Genomic DNA, 15322 nt, shown 5'->3' with positions numbered 1-15322 from the left:
CTCGGCGGGGCCGCCGGAGGCGCGGCGGCGTCGCAGCGTCTCGCGCAGGGCGGCAGCGCCGGGGAGGCGTTCGGAGACGGCGGCGTCGACCACGACGTCCACCCAGCCCTCGACCAGGGCCAGCATGGTCTCCAGGCGGTTGAGCGCCGCCTTCTGCTCCGGGGTGGTCTGCGGTTCGAGCAGGCCCGAGCTCATGGCCTCCTCGATGGAGGCCGGGTTCGACGGGTCGATCTGGCCGGCGAGCTGCTCCAGGGCCGAAGTGTCGACCTTGATGCCCTTGGCGAACTCCTCGACGGTGTCGAGCAGGCGCTGCCGCAGCCACGGCACGTGCGTGAAGAGACGCTGGTGCGCGGCCTCGCGGGCGGCGAGGAACACCATCACCTCGGAGGCGGGGCGCTCCAGGCCCTCGGTGAACTTCTCGATGTTCGCAGGCAGCAGGGCTGCGGTGCCCTCGGGGCCGAGCGGCAGGCCGACGTCGGTCGAGGTGAGCACCTCGGCGCCGAGCTGTGCCAGGCGTTGCCGAGCTGGGAGCCGAAGGCCATGCCGCCCATCTGGCCGAGCATCGACAGCAGCGGACCGGCCGCCTGCTTCGCCTCGGCGGGCATGGCCTCGACCCACGCGCCGGACATGCGTTGGGCGACCGGGTCGCACAGGCGCTGCCAGGTGGGGATCGTGCGCTCGATCCAGTCGCGTGCGGTCCACGCCTGCGTCGTGCGGTGCCGGCGGGCAGCGACGCCGGTCAAGGCCACATCTCGGCCAGGTGCACGGCGTCGGTGACCGCGCCGGACTGGTCGGCGCCGAACCCGATGGTGGTCTGCGTCGAGGACAGCTGCTGGAACGCGATCTGCTTGGCGAGGTCGTAGTTCACCGGCCCGCTCGACGTCCCCGCGCTGCTCAGCATCGCGCCCAGCTGGCTCAGCATGTTGCCCAGCTGGCTGAAGTCGAACGGGTTGTCTCCCGGCTTCCCGCTCTTGTCGTCGGGGTCGTGCGGGCTGAACCCGAACGGCACGTCACTCATGCCTCTACCGTACGCGGATCCACATGGTCGTACGCTGTTCAGCCGTGAGTGAAACCGTCACGACCGCACCCCCACCCGCGCCCCCGCCGAGGGAACGCGGACTGACCCGCCGGACGTGGACGCTGATCATCAGCTTCCTAGTGGTGGCGGCACTCGGACTGCTCGGCGGTTTCGCCAGAGTCCCGTACGTCGCGCTGGGCCCCGGCCCGACCTACGACGTGCTAGGCAAGGTCAAGGACACCGACGTGGTAGCGGTGGACGGCCAGAACACGTTCCCCACCAACGGAACGCTGCGCATGACGACGGTCTCGCTCACGGACGACGTGTCGTTGTTCGGCGCCCTCGGCCTGTGGCTGTCCGGCCGCTACGCCCTGGCGCCGCGCGAGGAGTTCTTCAAGCCCGGCGAGTCTGAAGAGCAGGTGCAGCGCAACAACGAGCTCGCGTTCAGCGAGTCCCAGACCTCCGCGGAGGTCGCCGCACTGCATTACCTCGGCTATCCGGGCAAGGTGATCGCGAACCAGGTCACCAAGGGCAGCCCCGCGGAGAACGTCATCCCGCTCGGCGCCCGCCTCATCTCGGTCAACGGCAAGCAGGTGCAGAGCGCCGCCGACGTGAGCACGGCCCTGGAGAACACCAAGCCGGGTGACCGCATCGAGGTGGCCTTCGAGAAGGACGGCACCTCGAACTCGACCCAGCTCACCCTCGGCACGCGCGAGGACGGGCGCCCCGCCGGCTTCATCGGCATCTCGCCGGTCGACCGCGCCGACGTGCCGTTCAAGATCAAGATCAGCCTGTCCGACGTCGGCGGCCCGTCGGCCGGTCTGATCTTCGCGCTGGCCATCGTCGACAAGCTGACGCCGGGCGAGCTCAACGGCGGCAAGTCCATCGCGGGCACCGGCGAGATCAACGGCGACGGCACGGTGAAGCCCATCGGCGGCATCGCCTTCAAGATGGTCGCCGCGAAGGAAGCCGGTGCGACGGCGTTCCTCGTGCCCGCCGCCAACTGCACGGACGCGAAGCAGCAGGCTCCCGACGGCCTCAAGCTGATCAAGGTCGAGAACCTCAAGGACGCGGTGTCGTCGCTGGAGGCGCTCAACGCGGGCAAGGACACGCCCGGCTGCTGAGGCTGTCCGCTTCCGGCGAACAACACGAGATCACAACCCCGGCGCAAGCAGGCGCCGGGGTTGTGTCAGCCTGGGGGTGTGACGACTAGGGTCGCAGCGTGGCGAGCAGGGCGTCGGTGAGGTTGGGCGCCAGCTCGGGGTGCTCGACGAACTCCTCTGGCACCTCGACCGTTCCGCGCAGCCGCAGCACGCAGGAGACGGAGCCGTCGCGCAGAACCGCCGCGACCAGGCGGGCCTCGCGCCGCGCCGGGTGCTCCGCGGCGAACCTGCGGGCAGCCTCGTCGTCCAGCTCGCCCGTGGCTGAGCTCGGTTTCCGCCTCGGGAGGCAGCACCACGATCTCCTGGGCCAGGGCGCAGCCGGTCACCGCGGGAGGCCACTCGATGCCTGCCAGCGCGTCGCCCAGGTCGCCTGCCAGGGGATCCTGGGCGATCGGGGTCAGCGGACTCGACTCCGGGTCGAGCTGGTCCCGCAGCTCTGGTTGCTGGGTGATCAGGTCGGAGGTGGCCACGAGGGCGAAGAGTTGCGGTGGCTGCTCCCAGCCGCCTGCCGCTACGAACTCCTCAACCTCGCGGGCGACCGTCGGGAGGATGACCGCTGGCGTTTCACTCGCTGACACGCGTGTCATCGTAAGACTGCGGGCTTCACGGGAACCCAGGGCGTCGTCCGTAGAGTTGGACTAAACGTACGTAACGAAATACCGCGATCCAGGAGCGTGCCTCGTGGCCACACGGCCTCCAGTCGGACTGCCGAAACTGTCCCGACGCAGCCGAATCCTGCTCATCGTCGGTGTTGTGCTCCTGTTCGGTCTCATCACGGGATCGCGGCTGCTCGACACCTACGTGAACTGGCTGTGGTTCGGCGAGGTGAATTTCCGCAACGTCTACAGCACAGTTCTCCTCACCCGCCTGGCGCTGTTCGTGGCCGTCGGGGCCGTGGTCGGGGGCATCGTCGCGCTCAACCTGTACCTCGCGTACCGGTCGCGGCCCGTGTTCGTGCCGGTGTCCGGGCCGGACGACCCGGTGGCGCGCTACCGCACCGTCGTGATTCGGCGGATGCGGTTGTTCGCGATCGGCATCCCCGTGTTCGTCGGGTTGATCGCGGGTGCGTCGGCGCAGGCCGACTGGCAGCAGATCCAGCTCTTCCTCAACGCCCAGCCGTTCGGTGTGACCGACCCTCAGTTCGGGCACGACATCGGCTTCTACGCGTTCAAGCTGCCGTTCTACGAGTGGCTGCTGTCGTGGTTGTTCATCACGACAGCGGTGTCGTTCATCGGCGCGGTGATCGCGCACTACCTGTTCGGCGGCATCCGGCTGGCCGGTCGCGGTGGCCAGCTCTCCGGCCCGGCTCGCCTGCACCTGGCGCTGGTCGCCGGCACGTTCGTGCTGCTGAAGGCCGTCGCGTACTTCTTCGACCGGTACTCGCTGCTGCTGCACGAGAACGAGAAGTTCGTCGGCGCGAGCTACACCGACCTCAACGCGGTGCTGCCGGCCAAGCTGATCCTGCTGTGCATCGCGGTGTTCTGCGCGGTCGCGTTCTTCGCGGGCGCGTTCATGCGCAACGTGCAGCTGCCCGCCATCGCGACCGTCCTGCTGGTGCTGTCGAGCGTGCTCGTCGGCGCAGCGTGGCCCGCGGTGCTGGAGCAGTTCTCGGTCAAGCCGAACGCCATCCAGAAGGAAGCCGAGTCGATCACCCGCAACATCGCGGCGACACGGCAGTCGTTCGGGCTGACGGAGGACAAGGTCGAGACGAAGCCCTACGAGGGCAAGCAGACCGTCAGCAACGACCAGATCAAGACCAACGACCAGGCGACGCTGGGCAACATCCGCCTGCTCGACCCGGCCGTGCTGTCGCGGACCTTCACGCAGTTCACGCAGCTGCGGCCGTTCTACGGGTTCCCGAACAAGCTCGACGTCGACCGGTACACAGTGGACGGAAAGCTGCGCGACTACATCGTCGCGGTCCGCGAGCTCAAGCTCGACAGCCTGCCGCAGGGCCAGCGCGACTGGATCAACCAGCACCTCATCTACACGCACGGCAACGGCTTCGTCTACGCCGAGGCGAACAAGGTCAACGCCGTGGCCGACCAGACGAACGGTGGCTACCCGGACTTCAAGGCCGGTGAGGTCAAGGCGAACGGCGACGTCGGCAACGAGCAGAACGGCATCAAGGTCGAGCAGCCGCGCACGTACTACGGCGAGCTGTTCGGCGCGAACGACTACTCGATCGTGGGCGGCCGTCCGCAGGGCTCGGCGGCGGAGTACGACACGGACTCCAAGTCCTACACCTACACCGGTTCCGGTGGTGTCCCGATCGGTGGCCTGCTCGACAAGCTCGCGTTCGCGGCCTACTACGGCGAGCGGAACATCCTCTTCAACCAGTCGATCGCGGACGACTCGAAGATCCTGTTCAAGCGCACGCCGCGCGACCGCGTGCAGGCCGTCGCGCCGTGGCTGACCGTCGACAGCGACCCGTACCCGGCCGTCGTCAACGGCCGCATCACGTGGATCGTCGACGGCTACACCACGCTCGACAACTACCCGTACGCGCAGCGCACGCAGCTGGGTGACGCGACGAACGACTCGCTCACCGCGGACGGCGTGGTGATCTCGCAGGTCAACAAGCCCGTCAACTACATCCGCAACTCGGTCAAGGCCACTGTGGACGCGTACGACGGCAAGGTGAACCTGTACGCGATCGACGAGAAGGACCCGGTCCTCAAGGCGTGGATGGGCGTCTTCCCCGGCACGGTGAAGCCGGGCAGCGACATCGCCCCCGAGCTGCGCCAGCACTTCCGCTACCCCGAGGACCTGTTCAAGGTGCAGCGGCAGATCCTGTCGAAGTACCACGTGTCGTCGCCGTCGGACTTCTACTCCGGTGTGTCCTACTGGTCGCCGGCGCAGGACCCGACGATCGACAACGTGACGACGGCCGACGCCCAGCGCGACGCGGCGAGCAAGCGCAGGGACGCCCAGCCGCCGTTCTACGTCCTCGCCGGTGATCCGAGCGATCCGAGCAAGGTCCGCTTCCAGCTGACCAGCCCGCTCGTGCGTGAGAACCGGGAGTTCATGGCGGCCTACGTCTCCGTGGGATCCGACCCGGACAACTACGGCAAGATCAGCGTGCTCCAGCTCAACACCGACGCCAAGGGCCCGCAACAGATCCAGACGCAGTTCCTCACGTCGGACAACGTCAGTCGCGAGCTCAACCTGCTGGCACAGCAGAAGACGACGGTCGTCTACGGCAACCTGCTCACCCTCCCGGTGGGCGGAGCGCTGCTCTACGTGGAACCCGTCTACATCGAGCGAGCGTCCAACAACACGTCGTACCCGCAGCTGTCCAAGGTGCTCGTCTGGTACGGCGACAGGGTCGGCTACGCGTCCACGTTGAACGAGGCGCTGGACCAGGTGCTGAGCGGTGCCGGTGCGGTCGTGCCGCCGCCGAGCGACAACAGCGGCAACGGCCAGACCTCCACGCCGCCGTCGACGCCGCCGAGCAACGGGGTGTTGAGCCCTGACCTGCAGAAGGCGATCAACGACATCGACGCGGCGCTGGCCGACATCAAGAAGGCTCAGCAGAACAGCAACTTCACCGAGCTCGGCCAGGCGTACGCACGCCTGGACGACGCGTCGAAGAGGTTCAAGCAGTACAACACCGGGGCCGCTGCACCGCCGGCGACAGGCCAGTCGTCGGTTGTGCCGAGCCCCACTCCATCGGGCTGACCACCCGATTTGCATTTAGTGCTCCGCCCCGCGTAAGGTTCTATTCATACCGACGCGGGGTGGAGCAGCTCGGTAGCTCGCTGGGCTCATAACCCAGAGGTCGCAGGTTCAAATCCTGTCCCCGCTACAAAGCCGGGAGAGCCCTGTCTGCAGATTGCGCAGACAGGGCTTTTTCGCATTATTTTGGGGGCGGAGCCCCCAAGCCCCGCCCTGGGGGCAAGCCCCCAGACCCCCAGGGCGCGTGGCGCTTTGCGCCTACGCGGCCTGATTCGCTGGTCAGGTTTCCGAGATCAGGTTTCCGGCATCAGGTTTTCCTCGATCAGGTTGTGAAGTGGCTCTGACCTGCGGGAACTGGGTTAGTGGGGGGTGGTGAAAAAGCGGTTTCCGGGGGGTGTAGAGTTCTCCTTACAACAGCAAGACAGCAAGACAAGCTAGAAGCGGCGCGGGGTGGAGCAGCTCGGTAGCTCGCTGGGCTCATAACCCAGAGGTCGCAGGTTCAAATCCTGTCCCCGCTACTAGACAGAAAGGCCGGAGCCAACAGGCTCCGGCCTTCTGCTTTATTCCCGATCAGTGCGATCGGCAGAGTGTTTCAGGTCATGTTCTCCGCCCAGTACTGGGCGCACAGCATGCTCGAGCAGATCCGGCCCTCGCCGTTGACCGTGCGGTGCTTGCGGATCTGTTTGCCGCACACCATGCACTCGTCCTTGCCCGCCTGCTCCGGGATGCCCCCGGTCATCCACGCCACCGTGTGCGCCGCCACCTTCTTGTGGTCCAGCCACTTGATGTTCATCGTCCCTGACCTCCGTGATCTCGCTCCGCCTGCCTGGCAATGATCATTTTCCCGGTCCTGCGGGCGGAAGAAAGAGGTCCGCGCGGACATCACCAGGTCGTGCGACGAAGGCTCACGTCCGTCCATTCGGGTGGCTTCGGCCGGTGAGAGTCGTACCGCCGATCGAGTGAGGCCGGGTGACTTTCGTTTCTGCGAAAGGCTTTTTCCATCCGGGATGGACACGGACGGTCAAGCGGCCAAACGCGTGAGGCGCGAAAACTGCCGCTTACTCAGCGAGACTTTTCGTTGCTCCGCATGGCCCATCAGACTAGCCCGGTGATCAGCCACTGTGGACAGAACGGCTGACCATTGTGGACAGCTTCCCCCAGACGTGGGAACGTTGTCGTTGTGTCAGACCTGAATGCGACCGCAGCCGCCCTGCTCGGGCTGCTGCACGACGGACCCAAGACCGGTGGCCAGTTGGTGGCGGAGGCAGGAGATCGCTTCGGCGCGTTCTTCAGCGTGACCCGCAGCCAGGTGTACCGCGAGCTGCCCGCGCTGGCTGACCAAGGCCTGCTGCGCCTCGGCAAGCAAGGACCGCGGTCGAGCCAGCAGTACGTGCTCACCGCGGCGGGCAAGAAGGCCTTCAAGAACTGGCTGCTGTCCGAACCCGGCCCGGACCACCTGCGCAGCCCGCTCATCCTGCGCCTGGTGCACGCCGGCTCGCTGACGGCGAAGCAGCGCGAGGGCCTCATCACCACTGCGCGCGCGTCGTACGGTGCTGAGCAGGAGAGCGCCAAGCTGGCCGCGAAGACCGCTGAGGACCCCTACGCGAAGGCGGTGGCCGAGTTCGGCCTCGCTCACGCGAAGGCCGTCCTCAAGCTGCTGGACGCCATCCCGACGGCCTAGCACGGTGGCCACGGGCTGACGCCGGTCGCTTTCGGTGCCCAGTGGGACGCCTCACGGCACCGACCCCGCGCCCCCATATGCCCGATGTGAGGGCGCGGGCCGGTACCGTGATGCGCCCGCCTGGCCATCGAAAGCGCGCGACGCCAGCCCGTGGCCACCGCGCGGGGAACGCCAGCTGAGCACCGGTCGCGAACAGTGACCGGTGCTGGCGTAATCTTTTGTCGTGAATCCGGACGTCGAAGCAGACATCAAGGACCTCTCCGCCACGCTGTCCAGCATCGAGGCGGTGATGGACCTCGATGCGTTGCGTGCGCAGGTCGCGGACCTGAACGAGCAGGCGGCCAGCCCTGACCTCTGGGACGACCAGGAGAAGGCTCAGAAGGTCACCAGCCAGCTCTCCCACAAGCAGGGCGAGCTGCGCCGCATCACGGGCCTGCGTGACCGTCTCGACGACCTCTCGGTGATGTACGAGCTCGCCGAGGAGGAAGGCGACGCGGACAGCGTGTCCGATGCCGACACCGAGCGCGCCAAGCTCCGCGAGGAGATCGCGAGCCTCGAGGTCCGCACGCTGCTGTCCGGCGAGTACGACGAGCGCAACGCACTGATCACCATCCGCGCGGAGGCCGGCGGCGTCGACGCCGCGGACTTCGCCGAGATGCTGCTGCGCATGTACTCGCGCTGGGCAGAGCGCCACGGGTACAGCGTCGAGGTGTTCGACACCTCCTACGCGGAAGAGGCCGGCATCAAGTCCGCCACGTTCCGCGTCAGCGCCCCGTACGCCTACGGCACGCTGAGCGTCGAGCAGGGCACGCACCGCCTCGTGCGCATCTCACCGTTCGACAACCAGGGCCGCCGCCAGACGTCGTTCGCCGGCGTCGAGGTCGTGCCCGTCGTCGAGCAGACCGACCACGTCGAGATCGACGAGAAGGACCTGCGCGTCGACGTCTACCGCTCGTCCGGCCCCGGTGGCCAGGGCGTCAACACGACCGACTCGGCGGTGCGCCTCACGCACATCCCGACCGGCATCGTGGTGTCCTGCCAGAACGAGCGCTCGCAGCTGCAGAACAAGGCCACGGCCATGAACGTCCTGCAGGCGAAGCTGCTCGAGCGCCGCCGTCAGGAGGAGCAGGCGAAGATGGACGCGCTCAAGGACTCCGGCTCCAGCTGGGGCAACCAGATGCGCTCCTACGTGCTGCACCCGTACCAGATGGTCAAGGACCTGCGGAACAACCACGAGGTCGGCAACCCGTCGGCGGTGCTGGACGGGGAGATCGACGACTTCCTCGAGGCCGGCATCCGGTGGCGCAAGCAGTCCCAGGCGTAGGGGAGTTCCGGGGCCTCGTCTTCGAGTTCGCCCGTCGTACGGGTGGCGAGGTGACCGAGTTCCGGCTCGCCCGCTACGGCACCCCGAACTTTCATCAAGGCGTGCTCACCTACCGCGATCGGACGGTCGCGGTGGTGGGCACGCGCTACTACGGACGGATGACCCTCGCTGAACCGAGGGTCATCGAGCTTCCGAACGGTGCCGGCAGTGTCAGCTGTCTACCGCTCACGTTCCTCGACGATCCCGATCTGGTGCCCGTTCTCACGGATCTGGCTGCTCAGACGAGGTACAGGATCTACTCCAAGGCCGAGCTCGACGGCCCGTTCGATGCTGCTGCCTGGCCGGACATGTCCGCCAACGACATCCGGTACTGGCGCCCGGACACGCTCGGCGCCGCGCTCTTCAACTGGTGGGACTGACCCTTTCCGGGGTCGGAAGTTAACCGGAACGGGGGCTTTACCCCGGCCATGGGTAGACTCGCGCCTCGTGATTCGTCTCGAACACGTTTCCAAGGTCTACAAGACCTCCACGCGTCCCGCGCTCGACGACGTGTCCGTTGAGATGGAGAAGGGCGAGTTCGTCTTCCTCATCGGGCCTTCCGGGTCCGGCAAGTCGACGTTCCTGCGCCTGCTGCTGCGCGAAGAGGTGCCGACCAGGGGACGCGTCTACGTCTCGAACTTCGACGTCGCCAAGATGTCGCGGCGCAGGGTCCCCCGCCTGCGCCAGTCCATCGGCTGCGTGTTCCAGGACTTCCGTCTTCTGCCGACGAAGACGGTCGCCGAGAACGTGGCCTTCGCGCTGGAGGTCATCGGCAAGCCTCGCAACACCATCGTCAAGGTGGTGCCGGAGGTGCTGCAGCTGGTGGGTCTCGACGGCAAGGAAGACCGGTTCCCGACCGAGCTCTCCGGTGGTGAGCAGCAGCGCGTCGCGATCGCCCGTGCGTTCGTGAACCGTCCGCTGGTGCTGATCGCCGACGAGCCGACCGGAAACCTGGACCCCGACACGAGCCAGGACATCATGTTGCTGCTGGAGCGGATCAACCGCACCGGCACGACGGTCATCATGGCAACCCACGACCACGGCATCGTCGACTCGATGCGCCGCCGCGTCGTGGAGCTGTCGTACGGCAAGGTCGTCCGTGATGACGCGCGCGGCGTTTACGGCGTTGGCCGCTAAGCGCTCCTAACCCCCGACCCCCAAGGAACCCCGCCCCCGATGCGTACCAGCTTCGTGTTCAGCGAGGTCGTCACCGGACTTCGCCGGAACGTCACGATGACGATCGCGATGATCCTCACGACCGCCATCTCGCTCGGGCTGCTCGGCGGTGGCCTGCTCGTCGTCCGCATGGTCGACAAGATGCAGGCCAACTACGCGGGCAAGCTCGAGGTCTCCGTGCTGCTGACCAACGACGTCAGCGCCAACGACAAGGACTGCACCCAGCAGCCCTGTGCGGGCCTGCGTTCCCAGCTCGAGCAGACCTCCGGCGTCGAGACGGTGGTGTTCCAGAACCGCGACGAGGGCTTCGAGCGCTTCAAGCGGATCTTCGAGGCGCAGCCCGAGCTGCTCAAGCTCGCGCGTCCCGAGGCGATCCCGGCGACGTTCCGCGTCAAGCTGGAAGACCCGGACCGCACCGACGTCATCAGGCAGGCCTTCGAGGGCAAGCCGGGTGTGAAGGCCGTCGACGACCAGGGCAAGTTCCTCGAGCGGTTCTTCGAGGGCCTCAACGGTCTGCGCGACGTCGCCCTCATCCTCGCGCTCATCCAGGCGTTCGCCGCGTTGCTGCTGATCTCGAACACCATCCAGGTGTCGGCGTTCACGCGCCGCGTCGAGGTCGGCATCATGCGCCTGGTCGGCGCGACCCGGTGGTACACGCAGCTGCCGTTCCTCATCGAGGCGGTCGTCGCGGGCATCATCGGCTCGGTCACCGCGGTCGCCGGCCTGGTGCTGTTCAAGGCGTTCTTCCTCGACCGGATCACCAGAAACCTCACGGAGTCGGGCATCATCCCGCCGATCGGTTATCTGGACATCCTGATCGTGTCGCCGTGGCTGTTCCTCGTCGCGATCGTCATCTCGGCCACCACCGGCTACGTGACACTGCGTCTCTACGTGCGGCTTTAACGGTTGGCGTGACCACGTAAAGTTGTCGCCATGGTCAAGGAACGCGGGCAGAAGGTCATCGCGTCGAACCGCAAGGCTCGGCACGACTGGGCCATTCTGGACACCTACGAGGCGGGCATTCAGCTCGTCGGCACCGAGGTGAAGAGCCTGCGCATGGGACGGGCGTCCCTCGTGGACGCCTTCGCCCAGGTCGACGACGGCGAGATCTGGTTGCACGCGCTGCACATTCCGGAGTACGTCGCGGGGACGTGGACGAACCACGAGGTCCGGCGCAAGCGCAAGCTCTTGCTGCACAAGTCGGAGATCGAACGGCTGATCGGCAAGACCAAGGAGTCCGGTCTGTCGCTCGTCCCGCTGCAGATGTACTTCAAGGACGGCTACGTCAAGGTCGAGATCGCCCTCGCGAAGGGCAAGAAGGCCTACGACAAGCGCCAGGACATCGCGAAGCGCGACGCCAACCGCGAGATCGCCAAGGCGCACGGACGGGCGTTGAAGGGTCGTTACTGATGGCGCTGGTGGACGTCCACGTCCACTTCATGCCACAGAACGTGCTGGACAAGGTATGGGCCTACTTCGACCGCGTCCGCGAAGCCGGTGTCGACTGGTTCATCCAGTACCGCACAGACGAGAACGCCCGGCTCACCGCACTGCGGGAGCTGGGCGTTGTCGCGTTCGCACCGCTGGTCTACCCGCACAAGCCGGGCATGGCGCAGTGGCTGAACGACTGGGCCGCAGACTTCGCTCTGCGGGTGCCGGAGGCGGTGCCGACGGGCACGTTCTACGCGGAACCAGGCGCTGAGGCGCACGTGCGCAAGGCGCTGGAGGCAGGTGCGCGGTGCTTCAAGTCGCACGTCCAGGTCGGTGGCTACGACCCGCGTGACGACCTGCTGGACGGCGTCTGGGGCCAGCTGGCCGAAGCCGGTGTGCCGGTGGTCGTGCACTGCGGCGACGGGCCGATGCCGGGCGAGTTCACCGGGCTCGGCGTCTTCGAAGAGGTGCTGAAGAAGCATCGGCGGCTGACCGCGGTCATCGCGCACGCCGGGATGCCGGACTACTCCGGCGCGCTCGATCTGGTGGAGCGCTACGAGAACGTGCACGTCGACACCACGATGGTGGGCGTTCCGTTCAGCGAGCAGATGGTGCCGCTGCCGAAGGACTGGCGTTCGCGGATCGCCGGGATGCCCGACCGGATCGTGCTGGGCAGCGACTTCCCGAACATCCCGTACCCGTACGAGGTGCAGCTCGACGCCATCAGGTCGTGGGGCCTGGACGCCGCCGCCGAGCAGGCGATCCTGCACGACAACGGCGCCCGCCTGCTTCAGCTGTCCAGGTAGGCCAGGACAGCGCGCACGCGACGATGCTCGGAGTTCGACGGCTCCAGCCCGAGCTTGGCGAAGATGTTGCCGACGTGCTTCTCCACGGCGCCGTCGGACACCACGAGAGTCGCGGCGATGGCCGTGTTGGACAGTCCCTGCGCCATCAGCCCGAGCACCTCGCGTTCGCGGGGCGTCAACGAGTCGACGGGGCTCTTCTTGCTGCGCACCATGAGCTGCGTGATCACCTCGTGGTCGATGCTCGTGCCGCCGTCGGCGACCCGCCGCACCGCGTCGACGAACTCCTTCACGTCCGCGACCCGCTCCTTGAGCAGGTAACCGACTCCGCTCGCACCGCCCGCGAGGAGTTCCACGGCGTAGCGCTCCTCCACGTACTGCGACAGCACCAGCACCGGCAGCCCCGGATAGTGGCGGCGGGCCTCGATCGCGGCCCGCAGTCCCTCGTCCGTGAACGTCGGGGGCATCCGCACGTCCACCACGCACAGGTCCGGCCTGTGCTCGGTCACGGCGTCCAGCAGATCATCGCCGTTCTCCACGGCCGCAACGGTTTCGATGCCCTCATCGGCGAGCAACCGCTGCACGCCCTCCCTCAGCAACACCGAGTCCTCGGCGATCACCACGCGCACGGCAACTCCGCTCGAATCACGGTCGGCCCACCAACGGGGCTGACGACGACAACCACACCGTCGATCGTGGCAGCCCGGTCGGCCAGGCCGGCGAGCCCGCCGCCCGGCTTCAGCTCGGCGCCGCCCTGACCGTTGTCGGTGACCTCCACCAGCACCCCTGTGTCCACCCGGTTGACCTTCACGGTCGCCCTGGTGCCGTTGGAGTGCTTGGTGATGTTCGTGAGCGCCTCGCCGACGGTGAAGTACGCGGCGCTCTCCACCGCTGTCGGCGGCCGCGGATCCACGTCGACCTGCAGGTCGACCTCGATCGGCACGCGCGCGGCCAGCGCGGACAGTGCCGCGTCGAGTCCGCGGTCGCCCAGCACGGACGGGTAGATGCCCCGCCGCCAGGTCCCGCAGCTCCTTGATGGCGAGCTTCGCGTCCGCGTGCGCCTCCGCGATGAGCTCGGCCGCACCCTCGGGATCCGAGTCCATCTTGGACTTCGCCCTGCCCAAGCCCATCGCCACCGCCACGAGCCGCTGCTGCGCGCCGTCGTGCAGGTCGCGCTCGATGCGCCGACGCTCAGCCTCGGCCGCCTCAACCCCGCGGGCCCGGCTGGACTGCAGCCGCTCCGCCTCGATGGCCAGCTGGTCGGCCCGCGTCGGACCGAGCATGGCGCGGGCGAGCTTGCCGTGCAGCGCGCCCAGCCACCGCGTGCCCCACACCGCGAACGGGATCAGCGCCAGCCCGATCGCCGCGACCGGCAGCGCCGAGTAGAACGAGTCGATCGTCCAGAACTCGCCCACGATCACCGCGAACGGCGCGTAGCCGATCCAGAACGGCACAGCCATGAGCGAGACCACGACCGACCACATCGCGATGAACGAGGCGAACTCCAGCGCACCCACCGGCACGAGCAGCGCCAGGTAGCCGAAGTCACGCCACGTCGCGGGGTCGGTGAACTGGTGCTTCCACCGCTGCAGCGGTGTGCCTTCGATCTTCGGGCGATACGGCCTGGGGATGTCCGTCCGCAACGCCGCCCGTACCCACACCCGCTCCAGCGAGGCCCCCGCGCGCCCGACGTTCATCGCGAGCCAGAGGATCGGGACACCCACCCACAGGACGGACGTCGCGAACCCGACAACGGTCAGCACGAGCGTGAGGGTGAACCAGAAGATGCCGGTCACCAGGTTGGTCAGCAGGTAGAACCCGGCTGCGAGCGCGTTCGGTTTCCTCATGTCGTCCATCGTGTCGTTCCCGCTGGTCAGAGACCATCTGGCTAGCTATGCGGTCCGGGGTGGGGACAGCCCTACCTGGCCTCGGGAAGAACTCGTTGGCCCCCGTCGTTATGCTATGCGTACCACTACAAGGGGGTGAACGGTTTCGACTGTGGACGTTGATTCAGGGGAAGCGTGCCGGTGCAGGCGAGAGACCACCGCAAGCGTCATCGCAAACCAATAAGCGCCGAGTCTAACGACAAGCGCGCGTTCGCTCTCGCCGCCTGAGGCGAGTAGCAACGCTGTCGGCCTAGGAGCGCCTTCGGCCTAGAGTCCGGCATCAGCTAGAGGGCTTACCGGCAGTCTCGGTCGCGGAGACTGTTCGGGACACTCACAGCGACTGGGCCCGTCACACCAGCTCGTCCGCGTGACTGGTGGGGTCAAGCAAAGGCATAGCGGACTGCGCACGGAGAAGCCCTGATGAGCCGCCATAGGACCCGGGTTCGATTCCCGGCACCTCCACTCGGCCGAAGGCTGCTTCGCGGCCTTCGGCCTCTCGCCTCGCTCGTTCCGGGTGTTTTCTGGGGGCCCAGCCCCCAGGCCCCGGCCGGGGGCTTCGCCCCCGGACCCCCAGGCCGCCTTGTTGCTTCGCAACTTGGCGGCCTTTCCTTCATTGCACGGTGATGTGGGGGGTCAGGGCGTTCAGGAAGTCCGTTGGGTTGAACATCGCGCCTGCTGAGGCGACTCCGGTGGTCGTGAAGTGGCCGGTTAGCAGGCGTTCTACGGCCTCTACGGCCAGGGGTGCGCTTACTGCGTAGATGTCTCGGCCTGTTGCGGTCAGGCGGCGTTCCTCGTTGGCTCGGCGCACTGTCACGTCCACCTCGAACGTTTCTGGCTCCTGGCGTTCGGCGGCTTCGTGTAGGCCGTTGGCTGCGGCGGTCGACATGTAGGAGGTCACGGACGGGATTTTTAGGTGGCTGGGGATCGTGATGATGTCCGCCATCGAGAACTCGCCGATGACCTGGCGTGGGCCGGCGGGGAACTTCCACTCCAGGGTGGGCGGGGTGTCGTTGTGGTGCTCTAGCCGGCCGTCGCGGAAGCGGATGCGCTGGCCGTTGCGGCGGTCGCGGGAGATTGCGCCGGCGGCGAGCGTGCCTGGGGTGGGCTGCCAGCCGCTGAGGCC

Annotated in this window: 11 protein-coding genes, 2 tRNA genes, 1 other RNA gene and 4 pseudogenes; 12 read left to right on the top strand and 6 right to left on the bottom strand. The window is 67.3% G+C overall.

The features are described 5' to 3' along the window. Positions 1-1018: pseudogene (locus FXN61_RS37665) on the bottom strand (zinc-dependent metalloprotease); the annotation flags it as partial. A gap of 44 nt (positions 1019-1062) precedes the next feature. Between FXN61_RS37665 and FXN61_RS37660 the strand changes: the two are divergent. Further along, positions 1063-2142, top strand: coding sequence for a YlbL family protein (locus FXN61_RS37660; protein WP_312878304.1), 1080 nt, complete (start codon positions 1063-1065; stop codon positions 2140-2142). A gap of 85 nt (positions 2143-2227) precedes the next feature. On the opposite strand, the pseudogene FXN61_RS37655 reads toward FXN61_RS37660, so the two are convergent. Next, a pseudogene (locus FXN61_RS37655) lies at positions 2228-2768 on the bottom strand (PPA1309 family protein). A 94-nt stretch (positions 2769-2862) separates the two neighbouring features. Between FXN61_RS37655 and FXN61_RS37650 the strand changes: the two are divergent. The 3 genes from FXN61_RS37650 to FXN61_RS37640 all read left to right on the top strand — a co-directional run bounded on the left by FXN61_RS37650 (position 2863) and on the right by FXN61_RS37640 (position 6377). Then, on the top strand, positions 2863-5862 hold the full coding sequence (locus tag FXN61_RS37650; RefSeq protein WP_167978695.1) for a UPF0182 family protein: 3000 nt from the start codon (positions 2863-2865) through the stop codon (positions 5860-5862). 53 nt (positions 5863-5915) lie between these two features. Further along, positions 5916-5989: transfer RNA gene (locus FXN61_RS37645), tRNA-Met, on the top strand. Between the two features lie 314 nt (positions 5990-6303). After that, positions 6304-6377, top strand: a tRNA-Met gene (locus FXN61_RS37640). Between the two features lie 74 nt (positions 6378-6451). Here the strand turns inward: FXN61_RS37640 and FXN61_RS37635 are convergent. Next, positions 6452-6652, bottom strand: a complete 201-nt coding sequence (locus FXN61_RS37635) for a hypothetical protein (RefSeq protein WP_030470381.1) — start codon at positions 6650-6652, stop codon at positions 6452-6454. A 387-nt stretch (positions 6653-7039) separates the two neighbouring features. On the opposite strand from FXN61_RS37635, the gene FXN61_RS37630 reads away from it, so the two are divergent. From FXN61_RS37630 to FXN61_RS37600, 7 genes are all read left to right on the top strand, one after another. Beyond that, positions 7040-7540: a PadR family transcriptional regulator gene (locus FXN61_RS37630; RefSeq protein ID WP_167978694.1), complete on the top strand. Its 501-nt coding sequence runs from the start codon at positions 7040-7042 to the stop codon at positions 7538-7540. 223 nt (positions 7541-7763) lie between these two features. Further along, positions 7764-8864 carry a peptide chain release factor 2 gene (gene prfB, locus FXN61_RS37625; protein WP_167978693.1) on the top strand — a complete coding sequence of 367 codons (1101 nt, stop codon included), beginning with the start codon at positions 7764-7766 and terminating at the stop codon, positions 8862-8864. Further along, entirely contained in the window at positions 8840-9283 is a 444-nt protein-coding gene (locus tag FXN61_RS37620; protein ID WP_167978692.1) for a hypothetical protein, read from the top strand. Before prfB ends, FXN61_RS37620 begins: the two co-directional genes overlap by 25 nt. A gap of 67 nt (positions 9284-9350) precedes the next feature. Next, the gene (gene ftsE, locus FXN61_RS37615; protein ID WP_030470385.1) at positions 9351-10040 is read left to right on the top strand and encodes a cell division ATP-binding protein FtsE; all 690 of its coding nucleotides are present in this window, start codon (positions 9351-9353) and stop codon (positions 10038-10040) included. A gap of 39 nt (positions 10041-10079) precedes the next feature. Next, positions 10080-10982 carry a permease-like cell division protein FtsX gene (gene ftsX, locus FXN61_RS37610; protein ID WP_167978691.1) on the top strand — a complete coding sequence of 301 codons (903 nt, stop codon included), beginning with the start codon at positions 10080-10082 and terminating at the stop codon, positions 10980-10982. 30 nt (positions 10983-11012) lie between these two features. Further along, positions 11013-11489, top strand: coding sequence for an SsrA-binding protein SmpB (gene smpB, locus FXN61_RS37605; RefSeq protein WP_086666932.1), 477 nt, complete (start codon positions 11013-11015; stop codon positions 11487-11489). Beyond that, the gene (locus tag FXN61_RS37600; RefSeq protein WP_167978690.1) at positions 11489-12316 is read left to right on the top strand and encodes an amidohydrolase family protein; all 828 of its coding nucleotides are present in this window, start codon (positions 11489-11491) and stop codon (positions 12314-12316) included. Before smpB ends, FXN61_RS37600 begins: the two co-directional genes overlap by 1 nt. On the opposite strand, the gene FXN61_RS37595 is transcribed toward FXN61_RS37600, so the two are convergent. Together FXN61_RS37595 and FXN61_RS37590 are read right to left on the bottom strand one after the other, a co-directional pair. After that, entirely contained in the window at positions 12301-12942 is a 642-nt protein-coding gene (locus FXN61_RS37595) for a response regulator transcription factor (protein ID WP_167978689.1), read from the bottom strand. The genes FXN61_RS37600 and FXN61_RS37595 overlap by 16 nt on opposite strands. Beyond that, positions 12930-14169: pseudogene (locus tag FXN61_RS37590) on the bottom strand (sensor histidine kinase). Before FXN61_RS37590 ends, FXN61_RS37595 begins: the two are co-directional and overlap by 13 nt. A gap of 122 nt (positions 14170-14291) precedes the next feature. On the opposite strand from FXN61_RS37590, the gene ssrA reads away from it, so the two are divergent. Continuing rightward, positions 14292-14664, top strand: a transfer-messenger RNA (tmRNA) gene (gene ssrA / locus FXN61_RS37585). Positions 14665-14809: 145 nt separating this feature from the next. On the opposite strand, the pseudogene FXN61_RS37580 reads toward ssrA, so the two are convergent. After that, positions 14810-15322: pseudogene (locus tag FXN61_RS37580) on the bottom strand (saccharopine dehydrogenase); the annotation flags it as partial.

Origin of the sequence: Lentzea indica (assembly GCF_012184385.1) — a bacterium.
GTDB lineage: Bacteria > Actinomycetota > Actinomycetes > Mycobacteriales > Pseudonocardiaceae > Lentzea > Lentzea indica.
Note: the sequence above shows the minus strand (reverse complement) of the source record. Positions and strands in the feature narration are given on the sequence as shown.